The organism is Patescibacteria group bacterium (assembly GCA_041661625.1).
Classification (GTDB): Bacteria; Patescibacteriota; Patescibacteriia; order JAHIZJ01; family JAHIZJ01; genus JBAZUB01.
On record JBAZUB010000001.1, the window covers coordinates 265,330 to 281,746 of the forward strand.

Genomic DNA, 16,417 nt, shown 5'->3' on the forward strand with positions numbered 1-16,417 from the left:
TATGCCTCAAATAATTATTACCGCCTTAACGGCTGGGCTGGGAACTCAATTTTTCAAATTTGTCCGCCGGTCGTGGCGCGATAAACGTTTCGAATGGCGCCGACTGAATACTTATGGCGGCATGCCTTCGGCTCATACTGCTTTTGTGTCGTCGCTGACCACAGCTATCGGCATTCAGGAAGGAATCGATTCACCTTCATTCGCCATCGCCTTTATCCTGTCCGGCATCATTGTGCGCGATGCGATCGGATTCCGACGCTACCTGGGAAATCATGGGCACATATTGAACAAGCTGGTTCAGAGCCTCCCTGAACAATTGCGATCGCAATTTCCTCAACGCCTCCAGGAGCGGATTGGACATACCCCAACAGAAGCTATGGTCGGTGGTATTATCGGCATAATCGTGGCTGTGCTTTATTATACGCTTGTTTTCTAATTTGCTCTAGACGGTTGATAAATAGCACCAGTCATTGCGAGCGAGTCGGCGAGCGTGGCAATACCATTATTTGGCATACTATCCTCCGGGGTGCTTCCCCCGAAATGCTGGTTTCGCAATGACGGTAATACTTACTTCTGGCACACCGGACAATAATGGCTGGACCGGCTGCCTTGTTTTATTCTCGTGATTACTCCTCGGCGGCATTTCCGGCAGCGTTCGCCCTCTCGTCCATAAACTTTTAAAAGTTTCTGCATGCCCCCGGGTTGGCCCGTACCACCCCGATAGCTGCGAAAAGTCGTCCCCCTCTGTTTGATAGCCTGTCCTAATATTTTTGGTATGGCTAAATATATAGACTCAATTTTATTCAGACTCAGTGATGCGACACGACGGGAGGGCCTTATTCCGGCGGCAAATAATACTTCGTCGACATAAATATTTCCCAAGCCTACGACATTTGATTGATCGAGCAAAACTGATTTTATCAGTGCCCTGATGTGTCGTTTGGCATACGCTAAAAAATATGGCAATGTAAACTTTTTATCAAAGGGTTCCAAACCGAGTTTCTTTTTCTGGAAAAATGACGCCAGCTCGTGTTCCGGCAGCACTAACATATAACCGAATTGCCGCTGATCATTAAAATACAAATGGCCGCCATTTTGAAATCGTAAAATCACGTGCGAATATTTATTTGGCAGAGCGTCGATTCCACCGACAATCGGGTGACCGCCATACTGTTTGGTTCCCCGGGATGAAACAAACACCAGCTGGCCAGACATTTTTAAATGCACCAGCAATGTTGTTTGATTGTCCAATTCAATCATTATTATCTTGGCTCGGCGTCTTACGTTTGTTATGGCACGACCGACCAAAGATTTAACAAATAGCCGGACTGGCATGGCGACAATCTTCTGCAATCGAACATCAACCGATGCTATCCTTTGTTTCTTTAGCAGTGGGCGTAAATCACGAACGACGGTTTCGACCTCGGGTAATTCGGGCATATTAGAGAATTTTATAATTCAAAATTAAAATGCTAGAGGCTCGCGCAAGATGAGCGTAGTCGTCTACTTTTGATTTAGCGCAGCCTTGGCGGCTTGTTTTACTGCGGGGTCATTATCGCTTGCGGCTGATTGAAGTTTTGATTTAATGTAACCCACGGTCTGGGTTTTTTCTCGACTTACCCGGTCCAAGGCCTCTACCACCGCCAATCGTACGGTTGGACTATCACTGTCCAACAATGACGCTAACTGCGTTATGAGCTCTTGTCTTTGTTTAGTGTCGTTGGAACCAAACGCGGCCTTAGTCGCCTGTTTTACCTTATAGGCCGTGATAAAGGTCGAGTCGCTCAGCAACAGAGCCAGTTTGCGTGTACCGTTTTGGATTTTCTTGGCGTTGATGAGCGGACGTGCCATTACTTTATGCGGCAGTTGATATGTTTATTAACGCAGCCGCAGCTTTAGTCGCGAATAGTATGGCAATGGCAATCGAAATATATTGATGGCCTCCAAACAGCCCGCCCCAATGGCCCACAAAGTTGGATTGTTTTTTTATCGTCATTATATTTGCGAGATTATGAACTAAAACTGGTCTTAGCCATCTCAATCTCCGCCCATTCATTCGCCGCCTCGTCCCATTTATACGCTCGCAATTTGTGCGCCACCTCTTCTGAATACTCTTTCTGGATCGACACATCCGAGCCAATCCGCTTCGAACCTTTAACTTTGTTGCCGGTGACCCAGTGGTGGGTCGTTCGCTCCAGTTTCATCCGGCCCAGCGGGCTTTGAAAAACAATCCATTCAATAAAGCCGGGCTCGTCTTCCAGATCTTCGCGCTGCTCCTCAAAAACCTCGAAACTATCCTTAATTTGGCCTATGGTGGCCTGCCATTTTTCGTCAGTCATATGCCTATACCATAACAAATTTTTTCATTTCTCACAACACATAAAGAAAGCCCTTGCGTGTATATACGACAAGGGCGAATACTCACTTGGGGACGATCCGTAGGTGGTCTCTACGCTTTCTCCAGCACGAGCGAATCTTGTCCGACAAGATGTACGGAGCAAAGACGATGAACACAATCACGGAACCCGGCAGCGTCGATGCCACCCCGACCATTTTGCGCCTCAAGGTCCAGTCGATGAAGGCCGGGCTGGTTTCTTGAGACCGACAGCCATCCCACGAGATATACGAGAATACCACACACGACGAGACTATCGTCCATAACAGAAGCAGATTGAGCCAACCGAATCGCAACTGAGGCATTGGTGTACGCACGGTACTCAGCGGGTCGAGATATGCCCTGGCCATTTGGGTCGCTGGAATACCATCGTAATCGATCACTGAATGGGCAGGACTCTTCACCGTCGTTTTGAGAAGGTATACGCCGGCAAAGATCTCTCCTGTCGGCAAGCCGGTCAGTTTCCGAAGTGCGGCGATATTCTCATTCGCATCGCGGTCTCTCATTACCGACAGTTGCACATCCGGCAGTTGTGACGGATACGGGAGATTCCGCACGGCTTCAACGACTTGCGTCAATGCCTCTTCAGACTGGGGGCGCGTATTTTGGAACCAACTCCGCAGTACCCCTCCGGCCGCTACTTCGATCTCACAGTCTTGTTCCTGAAGATGGCAACCCCGGATCGCCTGCAAAACAGCAGTCTGAAACTGGGCGTCTGCTTGGTCATCGTGCCACTCCACAAAAGGCAATACGACTGCAAACATCAATCCCACCACCAGCCCGATGATGCCGCCGACCCAGACACGATTTTTCCGCGAAGACATGTTCCACCTCGTTTCTATCAAAGGGCTCCTGAAACGCAGATACTTTATTCTGCCCCATTATTGTAGGCTTTATTTTTATCGTTAGCAATAGCGTCAGAATTGTACGTAAACTCATGTTACAAACAAAACATTCGGATAACAATTACCCAGTGGGCATCCAACAAACAGTTGTTGCGATCAGACAACTACGTTTGATATTTTCTTACTCTTGTTTCTTGAATGTAAAATACTTCTTATCTTTCAACTTATCCGGTAGATACTCCTGCTTGCCCTCTTCCAGAGTATATTCGTGCGAGTACTTATAACCCGCGCCATAACCAATTTCCTTCATCAGGTCCGTTACGGCATTTCGTAAGTGCGATGGTACGGGTTCATTCAAAGTTTCTTTGACGTCTCGGCGCGCCTCCAGTAAAGCGGCGTAAACGGCGTTGGACTTCGGTGCCAGCGCCAGATAGACCGTCGCTTCGGCGAGGTTCAGCTGCGCTTCCGGCAGACCAATAAACTCTACCGCCTGGGCAGCCGCATTAGCGATCAGTAAGGCGCGCGGGTCCGCCATGCCAATGTCCTCCGAAGCTAGTATCACCATTCGACGGGCGATGAATCTAGGATCTTCCCCCGCTTCTAGCATGCGGGCCAGCCAGTAGAGCGCGCCGTCGGCATTTGAGCCGCGCATTGATTTGATGAATGCCGAAATAACATTGTAGTGTTCTTCGCCGCTTTTATCGTACAGCAGCGAACTTTGTTGGAGCGAATCTTCAATGCCTTTTTTATCGATATGACGGAAACCTTTTTGATCGGGACGGGCGGATTTCACCGCGATCTCAATCGCGTTCAGAGCCGTGCGCGCGTCGCCATTGGATAGTCGAACGATCATGTCCAGCGCCACTTTGCCAATTTTAACCTTGTAGCCGCCCAAACCGCGTTCTTTGTCCTGCAGGGCTTTTTTCAATATCTTGCCGATGTGTTCAGGATCGAGACGTTTTAAAACATATACCCTGGTGCGGGACAACAATGCGCTGATAACCTCGAACGATGGATTCTCGGTGGTGGCGCCGATTAATACAATCGTACCGTTCTCAACGTATGGTAAAAAAGAATCCTGCTGGGCTTTGTTCCAGCGATGGATTTCGTCGACAAATAGAATCGTTCGCTTGCCATGGAACTTCCGTAAATCCTGTGACTTTCGAATTATTACTCGTAACTCTGCCACACCCGAAGTTACCGCCGAGATTTGGACAAACTCTGATTTGGTCATGTTGGCTATTATCCGCGCCAAGGTTGTCTTGCCTGTGCCCGGCGGCCCCCACAGGATCATCGAAAACAGCTCGTCGTTCTCAATCGCTCGACGTAATGCTTTGTCATCGCCGGCAATTTCTTCCTGTCCTAAAAAATCGTCAAAATTACGCGGACGCATTCGATCGGCCAAAGGCGCCTCACGTGATAGCTCTTGAGCCATTTTGTTGTCGAATAAATCAGTCATATTGGCATAATATCACATACCCAAACGAAAAGCGAACACTCTTTAAATAAAACCACCTCCGACATCCGCCCGCGTAAATGCAGACTAATATCGGAGGTTCGAGAACCGGTAGCTCGGTTCAGATGGGGACCTTGTTCATGTAGAACGAGTCGGAAGCCATGGGTGGCGCGTACGCTCGCAGACTCTGATTGACCGAGATGGCGTGGCTCTGCCCACTCGCATCCACCCTCAGTTCCGAATCGGGGGTACTGAAGTAAACCCCCCTGACCAGACTGGCTTCGAATGGCGTGTGATGCGCCTCGATAAAGACCTCCTTCGCGGCAAAGTCTTCATTGGCCGAGAACGAACTCACATCGGCCATCGTCACCGTGTAGTAGACGCCCATCTTCACGATCGGATTGGCGATCAGCTTCTGCACGTCGGCGTAGCCACCACGTACGTAGGCCTCGGTGACGTCAAGCCGTATCAGTCTCATGCCGATCTCGGTCTTGATCCAGCCGCCGAGCGACTGTGGGGCAGCGAAGAAGTCGCCGACCTGAAACCCGATCAGAATCGCCAACATGACAACCATGGCAGTACCCATGCGCCTGGACATCGAACTTCCCTCCTCTGGAATGGCGTGCCCCGTTAGAGCTCGGCGTTTCCGAAACCTTACGTGGCATTGCAACGAACGAACCTGACAACTCAATCGCGCAGCTTATCAAATTAATCTGATTTTGTCAATACCTTGCCCATTTGATTACAACTTACGCTTGACAATGTCCGATAGTTAAGCTACTATTTCGGCGCCTTATATCAGGGCGATTGTTATAACCAAGATCGGCTCCGCATGGCAGCCCCAGACAAGAGGAGGTCCCGTATGCCTCGTGCATCAGGACGAGGGAATCTTCTAACGCCGGATCAATTCGAAGATCTGGTGCTGAAGAATGTTGGCAACAGCGAGCGAGGCCTCGAAAGATTTATCCATCACCTTCGGATCAGGTACTGGTCCCCCAGGATCAATCGCGTCAATCGAGCGCCGAGGTGGGTCATGGATGCTCTTTGGTGGATCTGGCACTGCCAGCTCTACCCGATACGGCGCGAGTCCGGCCGGTGGAATTTCACCGGCTACGCCACTGGCAGTGTCGGCTCGCGCTACGACGCCACGGCTAAGGGCGTACCTGGCATCCTAGCGCAGGTTGCCCAGTCAACACATGTGGTTGTATCCCGCGTCAGATTGCCGCAGGACGCTGACGAACTGCGGCGTCTGATCAAAGCGGTCGGATCTCTGCGTGATACCCGCATAAGCTGCATGATGAATATGTGGGTAAACAGTACCGAGCACGGCCATCTAACGATGCTGAACTCTAGCGGCATCGTGACCCCGTATTCGGAGACTGATGTGGCCACCTGCTGGGTAGTCGTTGAACCCCCGCCGGACAAGTAGCCCCGTTTCCGCAACGACAACACCCTCAATCGGTTCCACCGAACGAGGGCTTTTCTTTTTCATTAAATCTCCTCCCCTTTTCAAGGGAAAGGTATTAGTGGAATAAATAAGTTCTCGTCGCGAGAACATCATTAATTCTACATTCTAAATTATTAATTTTTAATTGCCCCCCTATTTCCCAAATCTCCTTTGCCGTCTTTGATATTCAGCGATCGCCTTGTCTATATCATCGGGCGTGAACGCCGGCCAATGTTTTTCTAAAAACAAATATTCGGCATCTTCGGCCTGCCAAGGTAAAAACCCCGACAAACGATACTCGCCCGACGTCCGAATAATCATATCCACCGGCGGCAGATCTGGTACGTAAAGTTGTTTTTCGATTGTCCGTTCGGTAATATCGTTTGGTTTGATGTGTTGAGCGGCTATCTTTTTAGCAATGTCTAATATTTCCGCCTTGCCACTATAGTTTAGGCAGATGTGCAGCGTCCCGCGTTTGTTCTTAGCGGTTAATTTCTCGGCTTTGTGAATCGCCGAACGAAGCTTAGCAGGTAATTCCTCAATTCGACCCGATACGCGCATCCGAACACCGTGTTTGTGCAAGCGTTCGGCTTTATTAGTAAATATGTCCTCAAACAAGCCCATCAGATATTTAACTTCAGTTTTGGGGCGGCGCCAGTTCTTCGTTGAGAACCCCCACATCGTAACCACTTTGACACCACGATCCAAGGCTCTCAAACAAATATCTTCAGCCTGGTCAACACTTTTTTTATGCCCAAAAACCGAGGGTAAATGTTTTGATTTAGCCCAGCGCCGATTGCCATCAGGAATGATGGCAATATGCTGTGGTATATTATTAGGCGCGGTTATTTTCATAGATACAAACACTTTCCAAAAATGAAATAGTCAACCGGAAGTCTACATCCATTAGCGCTTTTTGTCCAGGTTCAGGTGATTTCTTTCCGTAACCACGGCCACGAACTCCCGCAGCAGTCTATGGCCGCGCAATGAAAGCATCCGGTCATGATCCAATATTTTGAGCGACCTTTTCAGATAAAGGTTTATCCGACGTAGGGAATCAGCTAGTGCACCGTACTCAATGAATAGGCTACGAATTCTTATTACATCGGTTCGGTTGAGTTTAGGTTGTCCATAATGCTTCATAAACCAACGTTTTTCGTTTTGAGGTAAAAACTTAGAGGCGTGGCAATAAAGTAATGTAAGTTTGCCTTCTTTAATGTCCGAGTCATCTGGTTTACCCGTTTGCTTCGGTTGTCCGAATACGCCGGCTAAATCATCCTGCAATTGATAACCTACTCCCAACGGTAGAGCAAAATCGCGAATCGATTTTAATTGACTGGGTTTGGCACCGGCCAAAAGCGCTCCAATTCTTAATGGCCCTTCGACGGAATAATAAGCCGTCTTATTCAAATGAACACGCAGCACTTTCTTTAGGTCAGCCGACCTCCTAAGACTCATGACAACGTCAAGTGCCTCACCGTAATTTGTCCGACGATTGATGGCCTGAAAAGCCCGCCAGATCTCAATCTTTTTTTCCGCCGAGATGTCTGCCGTGGCAATACATTCATCGGCCAATGAACCCGTAATGTTACCACAGAGAATAGCTAAACTCTCACCATGGTGCCAATTGTGGTATAAATTGGCCAACTGGACATGAACAGTCAGCCCACCGCGCCGTTCATTGTCCTGATCAATAATATCGTCATGGATCAACATATAGGAGTGCATCAACTCAGCGGCCGCGGCCACGTTGGCCACACTGGCGGGCGCCATACGACCACTAATCGCTTCATAACCGATTTTTACCAAATAGCCGCGCAGACGCTTACTGCCCAGCCGGAGCGCGAACTCTTCCAAGCGTTGAACCAGGTCAACTGCCGTCGGGTCTACTTGTCTGGCTAGACGCTTTTCCTGCTCAATTACCAAATGCATCCGCCGTTCCATATCGCGGCGAAATAATAGCAGATTGTTCTTGAAGTTAGTCGTTGAAATCATGCCAGCAGAATTCGCGCTTCTTCCTGTAACCGACCGATGAATCGCTGCTCGTGCCGCGGTATCCGGTCCCAATATCCGAACGACAATATATCCTGAACGGTAACCACGCCTAAACTCAACAGCCGCCGTTTGATAATCGAATTGATGGACAGTAAGACGGTAATCGGATACAGACCGCTGGATTCGATCATCGATTCCAGTCCCTGATTGAATGGATAGCGCCAACTAATAATACCCAGTCCAGCGCACTGGGCGAATTTTATTGCTTCGCTAGTACATTTGGTATTCGTAACCAGATAAGCGCCTTTAATATTTTTCTTGGGTGCCATACGATTCGCATTATTGTCCTCTTGGTACCCCTTGGCAATGTCCTCAAACCTAGCTTTGACATATAGCGCTACTTTGATATTGGAACGTGAGCCTTTTCTCAGGTGATACTTGCATTCAAATAGTCGAATTTCTTTATTTTTTTCGGCTAGAATATCAACTTCGTGCGAGACGCAAAACCCCCGGACATATATGCCCGTTTGGGTATTGTAGCCTTTATCACGAAGCAACCGCGCGACATACTTTTCAAATGGAAACCCGGTGGGACCAAGATCGAACATGCCCCGTTTTAGACGATAACGCATCGCGGCTTTTTTATCGCGCTTGATCAACATTTGCTGGGTGAAATCAAACAACTTATCCGTGGTACGCAGGCTTTTCTCCTGCTTTTCGGCTTGCTTGATGACGTCTTTGGCAAATTGATCCGGCGTACCCGTGCGCATAAGTGATTCACGCAACTTGGCTTGCTCGAATGGCTGATATTCTCCGGTGGCTTTTTTGATATTCATAGTCTTGGGGTAATTGGCTACTTATACTATACGTCATCCCTTAAGATTCGACAATTCTAATATATCAAGGTATGTTTTCACACGCTTGGCTATTGCCATTACCATCCAACGCGTAGATATCCCGACCGGTGACTCGCCAACAACAGTCATAAAGCTGTTGAGCTTCAGCCTGGCCAGACAAGTCGTGGCAGTCCAACAGATTCTCCTCGCAGATACATTCCTGGCCGTTACTCCGGCGCAATAAAGACAATGCTTCGTTTGATTCAGCCTGATTGGTGGTAGAGTTGGTATTCCAATTTTGTAATGTTGATTTGTTGCAGGCTGACCATAGCCCAACCTGACGCGCTTTGGCTTGAAGTTCGGCTTCATCAAACACATCTTGATATCGAGTATCTGGCGGCACGGCAAAAGCTCGTGCGTACCCACTTACCACCAGCTCGCGATTGATCAAGACATCATCAACATAGACATATCGCAACCATCGGCCGAATCTATCCACATCGCGCTCATCTCGGCTAAGAGTCACCGCTTGCCCCAGCACCAGCTGGCTATTGGCCTGCGTGGCTTCTCGAGCGTAACAATCGTCCGGTTGGTTTCCGCTGGCGAGTTCGGGAGTGTCCATGCCAATATATCGAACCGTTTCCCCGCTGGTTAATTCGATTGTGTCACCATCGATTACACGAGCCACTTGATATGTAGTATATCCATCCTCGGGCTGACTTATCTCGGGTAGCGCATTTGGTACGACCACACTTTCGACCACCGATTCATTATTCACATACCTGCCCGTTAAAACTCCGTATATGGCTAAACTGGCCATAATCAAGCCGATTAATACTACCGGCCAATTGTCCGGTTGCGATTTGTGGTCCTTACAAATTCTAAACCGTCGTTTTATTTTCATTTTGCTGGATAATATGCATAACAGATAATCTTCAAACGCAAATAGTAAACCGGATGTCGCGTGTTCAATAATTATATTTTACAGGTGATGCTTATATCTGTGAAGCCTATTCAGAAAATAAAAGTCCGACCCAATAGGCGTCGGACATAAGAGTACACACTGATCCGTGTACCCGCTGCAGCCAGCCAAGTCATGATGCGATCCGCCTTTCATCCTAGTCAATCCCTGAACATGACGGATTGTTCTGGCAATACAGATGTAACAACCCCCTCCTCTGCGATCGATCGTGTCGGTTTAGCCATAAACACAGTCGTTAACTCGAGCTCTCGGATGAATCGGATAAAACGACTCTGACAACATGCCGCTCGACAGAAGCGCCCATACCAATCAAGGCCGGAATAGACCACGACGGTTTTCTGATCTGGCAAAATCGGGCGTCCGCACCCAAGACATGTCGTGCGCCGTGGCTTTTCGTACTTTTCAACCGTGAGCTTGAGGCGCAATAGCCGGTACACTGCCGCCAAGGCAATACCAAGATCAGACTCTTCTGGCAACAAATTCACTCACCTCCCTTCAACGGCTCGAACAGTGTTCTATGAAAAACGGTGCTCACCGACAGTGGCACACGATATTAAGAGGGTATTTTGACAGAGCGATTTTTGTCTGTCTCTTTTTTTACTTCGTACCTAAATCCCTATCTGCCTAGTCAATTCCTTGGTTGCAAACATTGTAGCACATGCGTCAGGTATTACAATGAAATATAGTGATTAGTGCTAATATTAGAATAATTGCGAGATGATAGAGTGATAGTTAATCTATTACCGTAATGAGGTGCGCTTCATCAATAGTGAGTTGGTAACCACACTAACGGACGAACCCGCCATGGCGGCGGCGGCGATTGCCGGGCTCAGCAACCACCCCGTCAAACCGTATAACACTCCAGCCGCAATTGGTATACCGATTATATTGTATATAAACGCCCAGAATAAATTCTGCTTTATCTTGCTAACGGTAAATCGGCTAAGCTCCATCGCTGCGATAACGTCGCGCGTATCATTATGCATCAGAATTATGTCTCCGGTTTCCATGGCAATGTCGGTACCGGATCGCATGACAATGCCCAGATTAGCCTGCACTAACGCTGGCGCATCATTTATCCCATCACCCACCATGGCGACAATCTCGCCGCTATCCTGCATTTCTTTTACGCGTTGTGATTTTTCATGAGGCAATACTTGGGCTACAACTTGGTCAATACCCAGCTGCTGCGCAATGGCTTGACCCACCCGTTCATTGTCACCTGTAATCATTATGGTTTTTTTACCCTGGTCTTTAAGCTGACGAATCGCTTCGCTGGCTTCATCTTTGACTGTGTCGGCTAAACTAATTATCCCAGCCATCTGTCCATTGATTCCGACAAACATAACTGTCTGGCCCATCGTCTCCCATTTGGCCGCCATTGAAAGAGCCGACTCCGCGAATGCAATCTGCTGATCTTCCATCATCAATCTGGTGCCAATAATCATCCGATGGCCGTCGACCATCGCCATAATCCCCTTCCCCGGTATGGAATTGAATTCTGTCGCCAGTGCCAGTATCAATTTATCTTTTGTCGCCCTACTTAGCACTGCTGCTGCCAGCGGGTGTTCCGAGTGCTGCTCAACTGATGCCGCCAGCTGTAATAATTTCATCTCATCAAGATTTGAATCAAGCGAAGTAATGTTTATTAACTCGGGGCGACCCTTGGTTAATGTGCCGGTTTTATCAAACACAACCGTGGTCACTCGGCCGGCCTGTTCCAGCGCTTGGCCATTCTTTATCAGTATTCCCCGCTTAGCGGCTAAACCCGTACCGACCATTATCGCAGTGGGTGTTGCTAACCCCAGAGCGCACGGACAAGCAATTATTAACACCGAAACAAAAGCGGTTAAGGCCATTGTAAAATCGTTACCAGCCAGCAACCAAACGACTAGCGTTACTAAAGCGATAAGTATCACTGCAGGTACGAAATAGTAAGCCGCCGTATCGGCTAAACGCTGAATCGGTGCCTTCGAACCCATGGCCTGTTCAACAATTTTGATTATCTGAGCCAACATCGTTCCCTCGCCTACCTTGGTCGCCCGATATGTAAATGAACCAGTGCCATTCATGGTTCCTCCGATCACGCTATCGCCTTCTCGTTTTTCAACCGGTAAGCTTTCCCCCGTAATCGCCTGCTCATCAACACCGGAGTAGCCCGTCTCAATTTTACCGTCAACCGGGATTTTTTCACCCGGTTTGACTCTGATTGTGTCACCGACCGTTAATTTTGCGACTGGCACCCGATATTCGGACCCATCGCGCACCAGCGTGGCCTCGGTAGCTTGCAGACTAATCAATTGGCGCATGGCCTGGCTGGTACGGCCCTTGGTAATCGCTTCCAAATATTTACCCAACATAATAAATATCAATATAAATACGGCACTCTCATAGTAAACCATGCCCGTTTCCAGACTTCCGCGTAACCAAGCCTGAATCGTAACAATCAGACTGTAAAAATATGCCGTGGCAGTTCCGATAAAAATCAATGAGTCCATATTTGGCCGGCGGCGCCAGAGACTGCGCGCACCCGAACGCCACAGGAATATAGACACCCCAATCACCACTGTCGCGCAAAGCAACTGAATCAATAACATATACTTCACAATCACAGCTGGGTTTTCGATGCCAATCATTTCCGACATAGCCAAATAAACCACCGGCAATCCAAATATTAAGACCAGCCAAAATCGGCGCCTCATGGTATTTTTTTCATCCGGTTGAATCTTGGCGTGCGACGCGTGTTCATCATCTGCATGTTCCATGCCTGCCATTGGTCCAGTTTCAACTATGTCATATCCGGCGGATTTAATCGCCTGATGCAATGCGTGAATGGGTGCCATTTTCGGATCGTGTTCGATATATGCCTTTTCGTTAGCATAATTTACATTCACAGATTTTACACCCGGCATATCTTTCAGGGCGTGCTCAATATTAGCCGCGCAGGAAGCACAGTGCATGCCTTTAATTTGGAGTATGACTTTTTCCATCGGTGCGTGATATTAATTGATCGTAATCTAGGTGGCCGCATCAACTACCTCGAAGACGCCCGTATACATGCCCATCGTACAGCTAAATTTATACGTGCCGGCTTTGGTTGGGGTAAATTCCTTGGTGGTTGTGGTTCCGGGTGTTAGCTGAATGACATCTGAGAAAAAACTACGCGCGATTATGGCGCCAGCGCACCCATTGGTGCCCGTATCGGTAATTTCCCAGCGCACCGGTATGCCGGCTCGAATCTTAAGATTGTTTGGCTTATAACCATAAGCACTGGCATTCATTTTAACGACTTGCTTACCGTTCACGATCGGGGGCAGATCTGAATTATCCGTTACCGTTTCGGATCCGGCACTGCTGGCAGTGGTTTGGTTCGGTATCAGATCACCCAATGTGGGCCAACCCAACAGATTGAACTGTGAATTAATATTAAATAGTGCAAAAAATAATACGATAACACCCGCTACTCGTAGAAACAAGCCGGAACTACTGCGATAGCGAGTTAACTTGACGCTGGAAAATCCTATCCCCATGAGCACCGGCAGAGTACCAAGCACAAAAAATAACATGATCAACCCGCCACGCCACGGACTGCCTGACAATAACGCCAAGCTCTGTGCCGTAACCGTAAAACCGCACGGCAAAAAGAAGGTTAAGGCTCCCATGATAAATGGCATGTGCTTGCCTTGAAATCTAGTTTCATCGGCAATCCGCCGCGTAATAAACTTCGGTAATTTAATTTGAAATTTTTGAAACGATCGCACCCCCAACATCTGTAATGCCAGCGCGATCATAAAGAAGGCCACAATGATGGTTAGTAGAGTTGTCAAGCCAACCGAAGGCTTCAACGCACTACCGATTAAACCCAGTAATCCGCCCAGCACCGCATACGAAACAATCCGACCAGCATTAAACATCCAATGGGGTTGAAGTTTTTGTTGTGTGGTCGCGTTGGCGCCATATAATTCTATCCATTGTTTTGACATTGACAATACGATCCCACCCACCAAGGCCGCACAGCTGGATAAGCCCGCCAATAGTCCGAAAACAAAGAAAGCCGGCAGTGCCGTCGCGGAATTGACCGTCAAGACCGAACTGATACCGGATCGATAAAGTAATACAAAACCAATAATAACCAGTAACGAAATCAAGCCGACCTTTATCGGACTTAGTTTGGCAACACTTTCGTCATCAATTTGACGAGTGTCGCCATTAATTTCGCTGATCGAGTAGCCGTGTTCTTTAACGGCTTCATTTAGAGTGGCTAAGTTAGGGCACTGCTGGTCGTATTCTATTTCGACCACTCCTTTGTCGGTGTAGGCGTTTACGTCTTTAACACCTTTGAACTTGATTATTTTTCGTTCTATCAGGATCTCACACGAATTACAATGCATTCCCTTGACCCGATATCGTTTCATACTAGCCATATGATGAAATTTAGAATTAAGAATTTAGAATGTAGAATTATAAAATGATGATTCAAGATATTCTATCCTTCTTCGTTTTTGTAACTTGTCATTTGTAACTTGTAACTAATATTATTTGTTTAATAAATTGGTCACAGTTAATATCTCATCAATCATTGCCTGTTGTTTTTTACTGTTATTTGAGCAAACAGCGGATTTAAAACAGGAATTAAGATGCCCAGCCATTAATGTTTGATGGGCTGACTTCAGCAATCCGATGGCGGCTAAATTCTGCTGCATTACATTGACGCAATACTCACCGCTTTCCAGCATTTCAATAATCTTACCCAGTAAGCTTTGGGTTTTTTTGAAGTTCAATAGGGCTTTTTTCTTGTGTTCTGGAGTCATAGACGAGGCCAATTAAGAATTTAGAATTGAGAGTGTAGAATTAATTTAGATTTGTTGAAGTCCCGTATCGGGACATCCATCATTCTAACTTCTAAATTCTCAATTGTTCTGAACTTATCCCCACCCCCACCCCAGGTATGGGTTACAACAAGCATATCACAAAACGCATAAATCAAAAAGTGTTGACGATGTCAGCACCTTTGTATTTTACATTGACCAATAACTATATTGTTTAAATAGTGTCCCTATTGCTTCACAATCACTGGCGTACCCACTTCAGCCCAGTCATAAAGCCATTTAGAGTTAGCCCGGTTAATGTTGACGCAACCATGGCTCATCACATGACCAAAATTCTTATGCCAGTAGGCCTCGTGCAAAAAGTAGTTTCCAGTAAAATTTAGGTTGTTCTTCACGTCTTTCAGGTCATAGTTGTCGGGATGGTTTGGGCCATATGACCATTCATAGTCTTTGTTGGGTATTTTTGATCGAACGGCGAAAGTGCCTGTCGGTGTCGGATACTTCTTAATACCGGTTGATACCAGAAAGGTTTTTTTTACGGCACCGCTTTCGTATGCGTAAAGACGCTGCTCGGACAAGCTTACTTCAATATATTTTTGATAATACTTGCGTCCTAACGTAGTATTAGCTCCAGATGTGGCCACGATTTCCATGCGCTGATCTCCATCCACATCCCCTACCGCCAAATAAACACCACCTCGAAAATCTTTTTCAAACGGAAAGAAGTTCTGGGGCAGCGTCCAACCGTTGACTTCGAAAGTGCGCACGTGCGGCGCCGAACCGGCCGCCACAGCCACCAAGATCTCATCTTTGCCATCACTGTCCATATCACCCGTAGTCACCTGATAGCCGCTCTGAACGGTTTCCGGCCATCCCTCGAATGATCCGATGATCGTCCTTTTAGTATCGGCCTTGTAAGTTTTTACCAATGACCGTCCGAAACGATATATTGATGTGACGATTTCCGACTCGACTCCGCCATCAATGTTGCCCACCGCTACGTCAACACCACCCCGATCACGATCGGCAAATGGTACAATATCCAGGTTCAATGATTTTCCACCGCGGTCAAAAACTTTCACCACCGGAGACAATCCCTGGCCGGAACCGGTAACAATCTCCGGCCAACTGTCGCCATTAACATCGCCGCAGGAAATGTTAACGCCGCCACGGCCAGTCTTGTCGTAAGCGAAAAATCCGGGCGTGTATTTCACGGTGCCATCAGCATTAAATACGCGCACCTGGGGTGCCGCGCCCACGCCGGTGCCGGTGACTATTTCAGCCTTCCCATCTTTGTCAAAATCGCAGCTAGCGACTTTTACACCGCTCTTGAGGCTCTTGGGGTAGGCCGAGAATTGAGTCAACAACTTTCCTTGGCCGTTATAAATCCTAACGGACGGCTCGGCTTCGATGCCCACACCAACAATTATTTCTTGTACGCCATCACCGTTGACGTCTCCCACCGCCACTGAAGCACCACCTTTATAATCGGGATGAAATGCGATCCAGGATTGTTTGGGTGTCAGCTTCGCGGCATCAAACACTCGCACCTCGGTAACGCGGTCACTGGCAGCCTTGGCTGTTACAGGCAGCAGGAGTAGCAATGCCACCAACCAGAAATACTTTTTCATA

16 protein-coding genes are annotated in these 16,417 nt (G+C 47.8%); 2 read left to right on the forward strand and 14 right to left on the reverse strand.

Features of this window, described 5'->3' with window-relative positions; all coding sequences use genetic code 11:
* The first annotated feature begins 1 nt into the window (after window position 1).
* Entirely contained in the window at window positions 2–436 is a 435-nt protein-coding gene (locus WC734_01405) for a divergent PAP2 family protein (protein MFA6197797.1), read from the forward strand.
* Between the two features lie 131 nt (window positions 437–567).
* Here the strand turns inward: WC734_01405 and mutM are convergent, their stop codons facing one another.
* From mutM to WC734_01435, 6 genes are all read right to left on the reverse strand, one after another.
* Window positions 568–1,440: a bifunctional DNA-formamidopyrimidine glycosylase/DNA-(apurinic or apyrimidinic site) lyase gene (gene mutM / locus WC734_01410; protein ID MFA6197798.1), complete on the reverse strand. Its 873-nt coding sequence runs from the start codon at window positions 1,438–1,440 to the stop codon at window positions 568–570.
* 63 nt (window positions 1,441–1,503) lie between these two features.
* Complete coding sequence (locus WC734_01415) at window positions 1,504–1,851, reverse strand: HEAT repeat domain-containing protein (GenBank protein ID MFA6197799.1); 348 nt, start codon at window positions 1,849–1,851, stop codon at window positions 1,504–1,506.
* Between the two features lie 158 nt (window positions 1,852–2,009).
* A complete protein-coding gene (locus WC734_01420) occupies window positions 2,010–2,339 on the reverse strand; it encodes a hypothetical protein (protein MFA6197800.1) in 330 nt (109 codons plus the stop codon).
* 82 nt (window positions 2,340–2,421) lie between these two features.
* Window positions 2,422–3,219, reverse strand: coding sequence for a hypothetical protein (locus WC734_01425; protein ID MFA6197801.1), 798 nt, complete (start codon window positions 3,217–3,219; stop codon window positions 2,422–2,424).
* Window positions 3,220–3,421: 202 nt separating this feature from the next.
* A complete protein-coding gene (locus WC734_01430) occupies window positions 3,422–4,699 on the reverse strand; it encodes a replication-associated recombination protein A (protein ID MFA6197802.1) in 1,278 nt (425 codons plus the stop codon).
* A gap of 118 nt (window positions 4,700–4,817) precedes the next feature.
* Window positions 4,818–5,294 (reverse strand): hypothetical protein, encoded by a 477-nt coding sequence (locus tag WC734_01435; GenBank protein MFA6197803.1) that lies wholly within the window; start codon window positions 5,292–5,294, stop codon window positions 4,818–4,820.
* A 264-nt stretch (window positions 5,295–5,558) separates the two neighbouring features.
* Between WC734_01435 and WC734_01440 the strand changes: the two genes are divergently transcribed.
* Window positions 5,559–6,125 carry a hypothetical protein gene (locus tag WC734_01440; protein MFA6197804.1) on the forward strand — a complete coding sequence of 189 codons (567 nt, stop codon included), beginning with the start codon at window positions 5,559–5,561 and terminating at the stop codon, window positions 6,123–6,125.
* Window positions 6,126–6,296: 171 nt separating this feature from the next.
* Here the strand turns inward: WC734_01440 and uppS are convergent, their stop codons facing one another.
* The 8 genes from uppS to WC734_01480 all read right to left on the reverse strand — a co-directional run bounded on the left by uppS (window position 6,297) and on the right by WC734_01480 (window position 16,416).
* Window positions 6,297–6,998, reverse strand: a complete 702-nt coding sequence (gene uppS / locus WC734_01445) for a polyprenyl diphosphate synthase (protein ID MFA6197805.1) — start codon at window positions 6,996–6,998, stop codon at window positions 6,297–6,299.
* A gap of 51 nt (window positions 6,999–7,049) precedes the next feature.
* Window positions 7,050–8,138 carry a polyprenyl synthetase family protein gene (locus tag WC734_01450; protein MFA6197806.1) on the reverse strand — a complete coding sequence of 363 codons (1,089 nt, stop codon included), beginning with the start codon at window positions 8,136–8,138 and terminating at the stop codon, window positions 7,050–7,052.
* The gene (locus WC734_01455; protein MFA6197807.1) at window positions 8,135–8,974 is read right to left on the reverse strand and encodes a hypothetical protein; all 840 of its coding nucleotides are present in this window, start codon (window positions 8,972–8,974) and stop codon (window positions 8,135–8,137) included. The genes WC734_01450 and WC734_01455 overlap by 4 nt, the downstream gene beginning before the upstream one ends.
* A gap of 64 nt (window positions 8,975–9,038) precedes the next feature.
* Entirely contained in the window at window positions 9,039–9,878 is an 840-nt protein-coding gene (locus tag WC734_01460) for a thermonuclease family protein (GenBank protein ID MFA6197808.1), read from the reverse strand.
* Window positions 9,879–10,696: 818 nt separating this feature from the next.
* Entirely contained in the window at window positions 10,697–12,946 is a 2,250-nt protein-coding gene (locus tag WC734_01465; GenBank protein MFA6197809.1) for a heavy metal translocating P-type ATPase, read from the reverse strand.
* Between the two features lie 27 nt (window positions 12,947–12,973).
* Complete coding sequence (locus tag WC734_01470; GenBank protein ID MFA6197810.1) at window positions 12,974–14,371, reverse strand: sulfite exporter TauE/SafE family protein; 1,398 nt, start codon at window positions 14,369–14,371, stop codon at window positions 12,974–12,976.
* A 120-nt stretch (window positions 14,372–14,491) separates the two neighbouring features.
* The gene (locus WC734_01475) at window positions 14,492–14,767 is read right to left on the reverse strand and encodes a metal-sensing transcriptional repressor (GenBank protein MFA6197811.1); all 276 of its coding nucleotides are present in this window, start codon (window positions 14,765–14,767) and stop codon (window positions 14,492–14,494) included.
* Between the two features lie 245 nt (window positions 14,768–15,012).
* On the reverse strand, window positions 15,013–16,416 hold the full coding sequence (locus WC734_01480) for a L,D-transpeptidase family protein (GenBank protein MFA6197812.1): 1,404 nt from the start codon (window positions 16,414–16,416) through the stop codon (window positions 15,013–15,015).
* Window position 16,417 lies beyond the last annotated feature (1 nt).

Bases quoted from the DNA above. Each gene is read 5' to 3' on its own strand.
- uppS (MFA6197805.1), bottom strand. From the start codon at position 6,998: ATGAAAATAACCGCGCCTAATAATATACCACAGCATATTGCCATCATT.
- WC734_01480 (MFA6197812.1), bottom strand. From the start codon at position 16,416: ATGAAAAAGTATTTCTGGTTGGTGGCATTGCTACTCCTGCTGCCTGTA.
- WC734_01475 (MFA6197811.1), bottom strand. From the start codon at position 14,767: ATGACTCCAGAACACAAGAAAAAAGCCCTATTGAACTTCAAAAAAACC.
- WC734_01450 (MFA6197806.1), bottom strand. From the start codon at position 8,138: ATGATTTCAACGACTAACTTCAAGAACAATCTGCTATTATTTCGCCGC.
- WC734_01465 (MFA6197809.1), bottom strand. From the start codon at position 12,946: ATGGAAAAAGTCATACTCCAAATTAAAGGCATGCACTGTGCTTCCTGC.
- WC734_01435 (MFA6197803.1), bottom strand. From the start codon at position 5,294: ATGTCCAGGCGCATGGGTACTGCCATGGTTGTCATGTTGGCGATTCTG.
- WC734_01405 (MFA6197797.1), top strand. From the start codon at position 2: ATGCCTCAAATAATTATTACCGCCTTAACGGCTGGGCTGGGAACTCAA.
- WC734_01420 (MFA6197800.1), bottom strand. From the start codon at position 2,339: ATGACTGACGAAAAATGGCAGGCCACCATAGGCCAAATTAAGGATAGT.
- WC734_01425 (MFA6197801.1), bottom strand. From the start codon at position 3,219: ATGTCTTCGCGGAAAAATCGTGTCTGGGTCGGCGGCATCATCGGGCTG.
- WC734_01415 (MFA6197799.1), bottom strand. From the start codon at position 1,851: ATGGCACGTCCGCTCATCAACGCCAAGAAAATCCAAAACGGTACACGC.
- WC734_01460 (MFA6197808.1), bottom strand. From the start codon at position 9,878: ATGAAAATAAAACGACGGTTTAGAATTTGTAAGGACCACAAATCGCAA.
- WC734_01440 (MFA6197804.1), top strand. From the start codon at position 5,559: ATGCCTCGTGCATCAGGACGAGGGAATCTTCTAACGCCGGATCAATTC.
- WC734_01430 (MFA6197802.1), bottom strand. From the start codon at position 4,699: ATGACTGATTTATTCGACAACAAAATGGCTCAAGAGCTATCACGTGAG.
- WC734_01455 (MFA6197807.1), bottom strand. From the start codon at position 8,974: ATGAATATCAAAAAAGCCACCGGAGAATATCAGCCATTCGAGCAAGCC.
- WC734_01470 (MFA6197810.1), bottom strand. From the start codon at position 14,371: ATGAAACGATATCGGGTCAAGGGAATGCATTGTAATTCGTGTGAGATC.
- mutM (MFA6197798.1), bottom strand. From the start codon at position 1,440: ATGCCCGAATTACCCGAGGTCGAAACCGTCGTTCGTGATTTACGCCCA.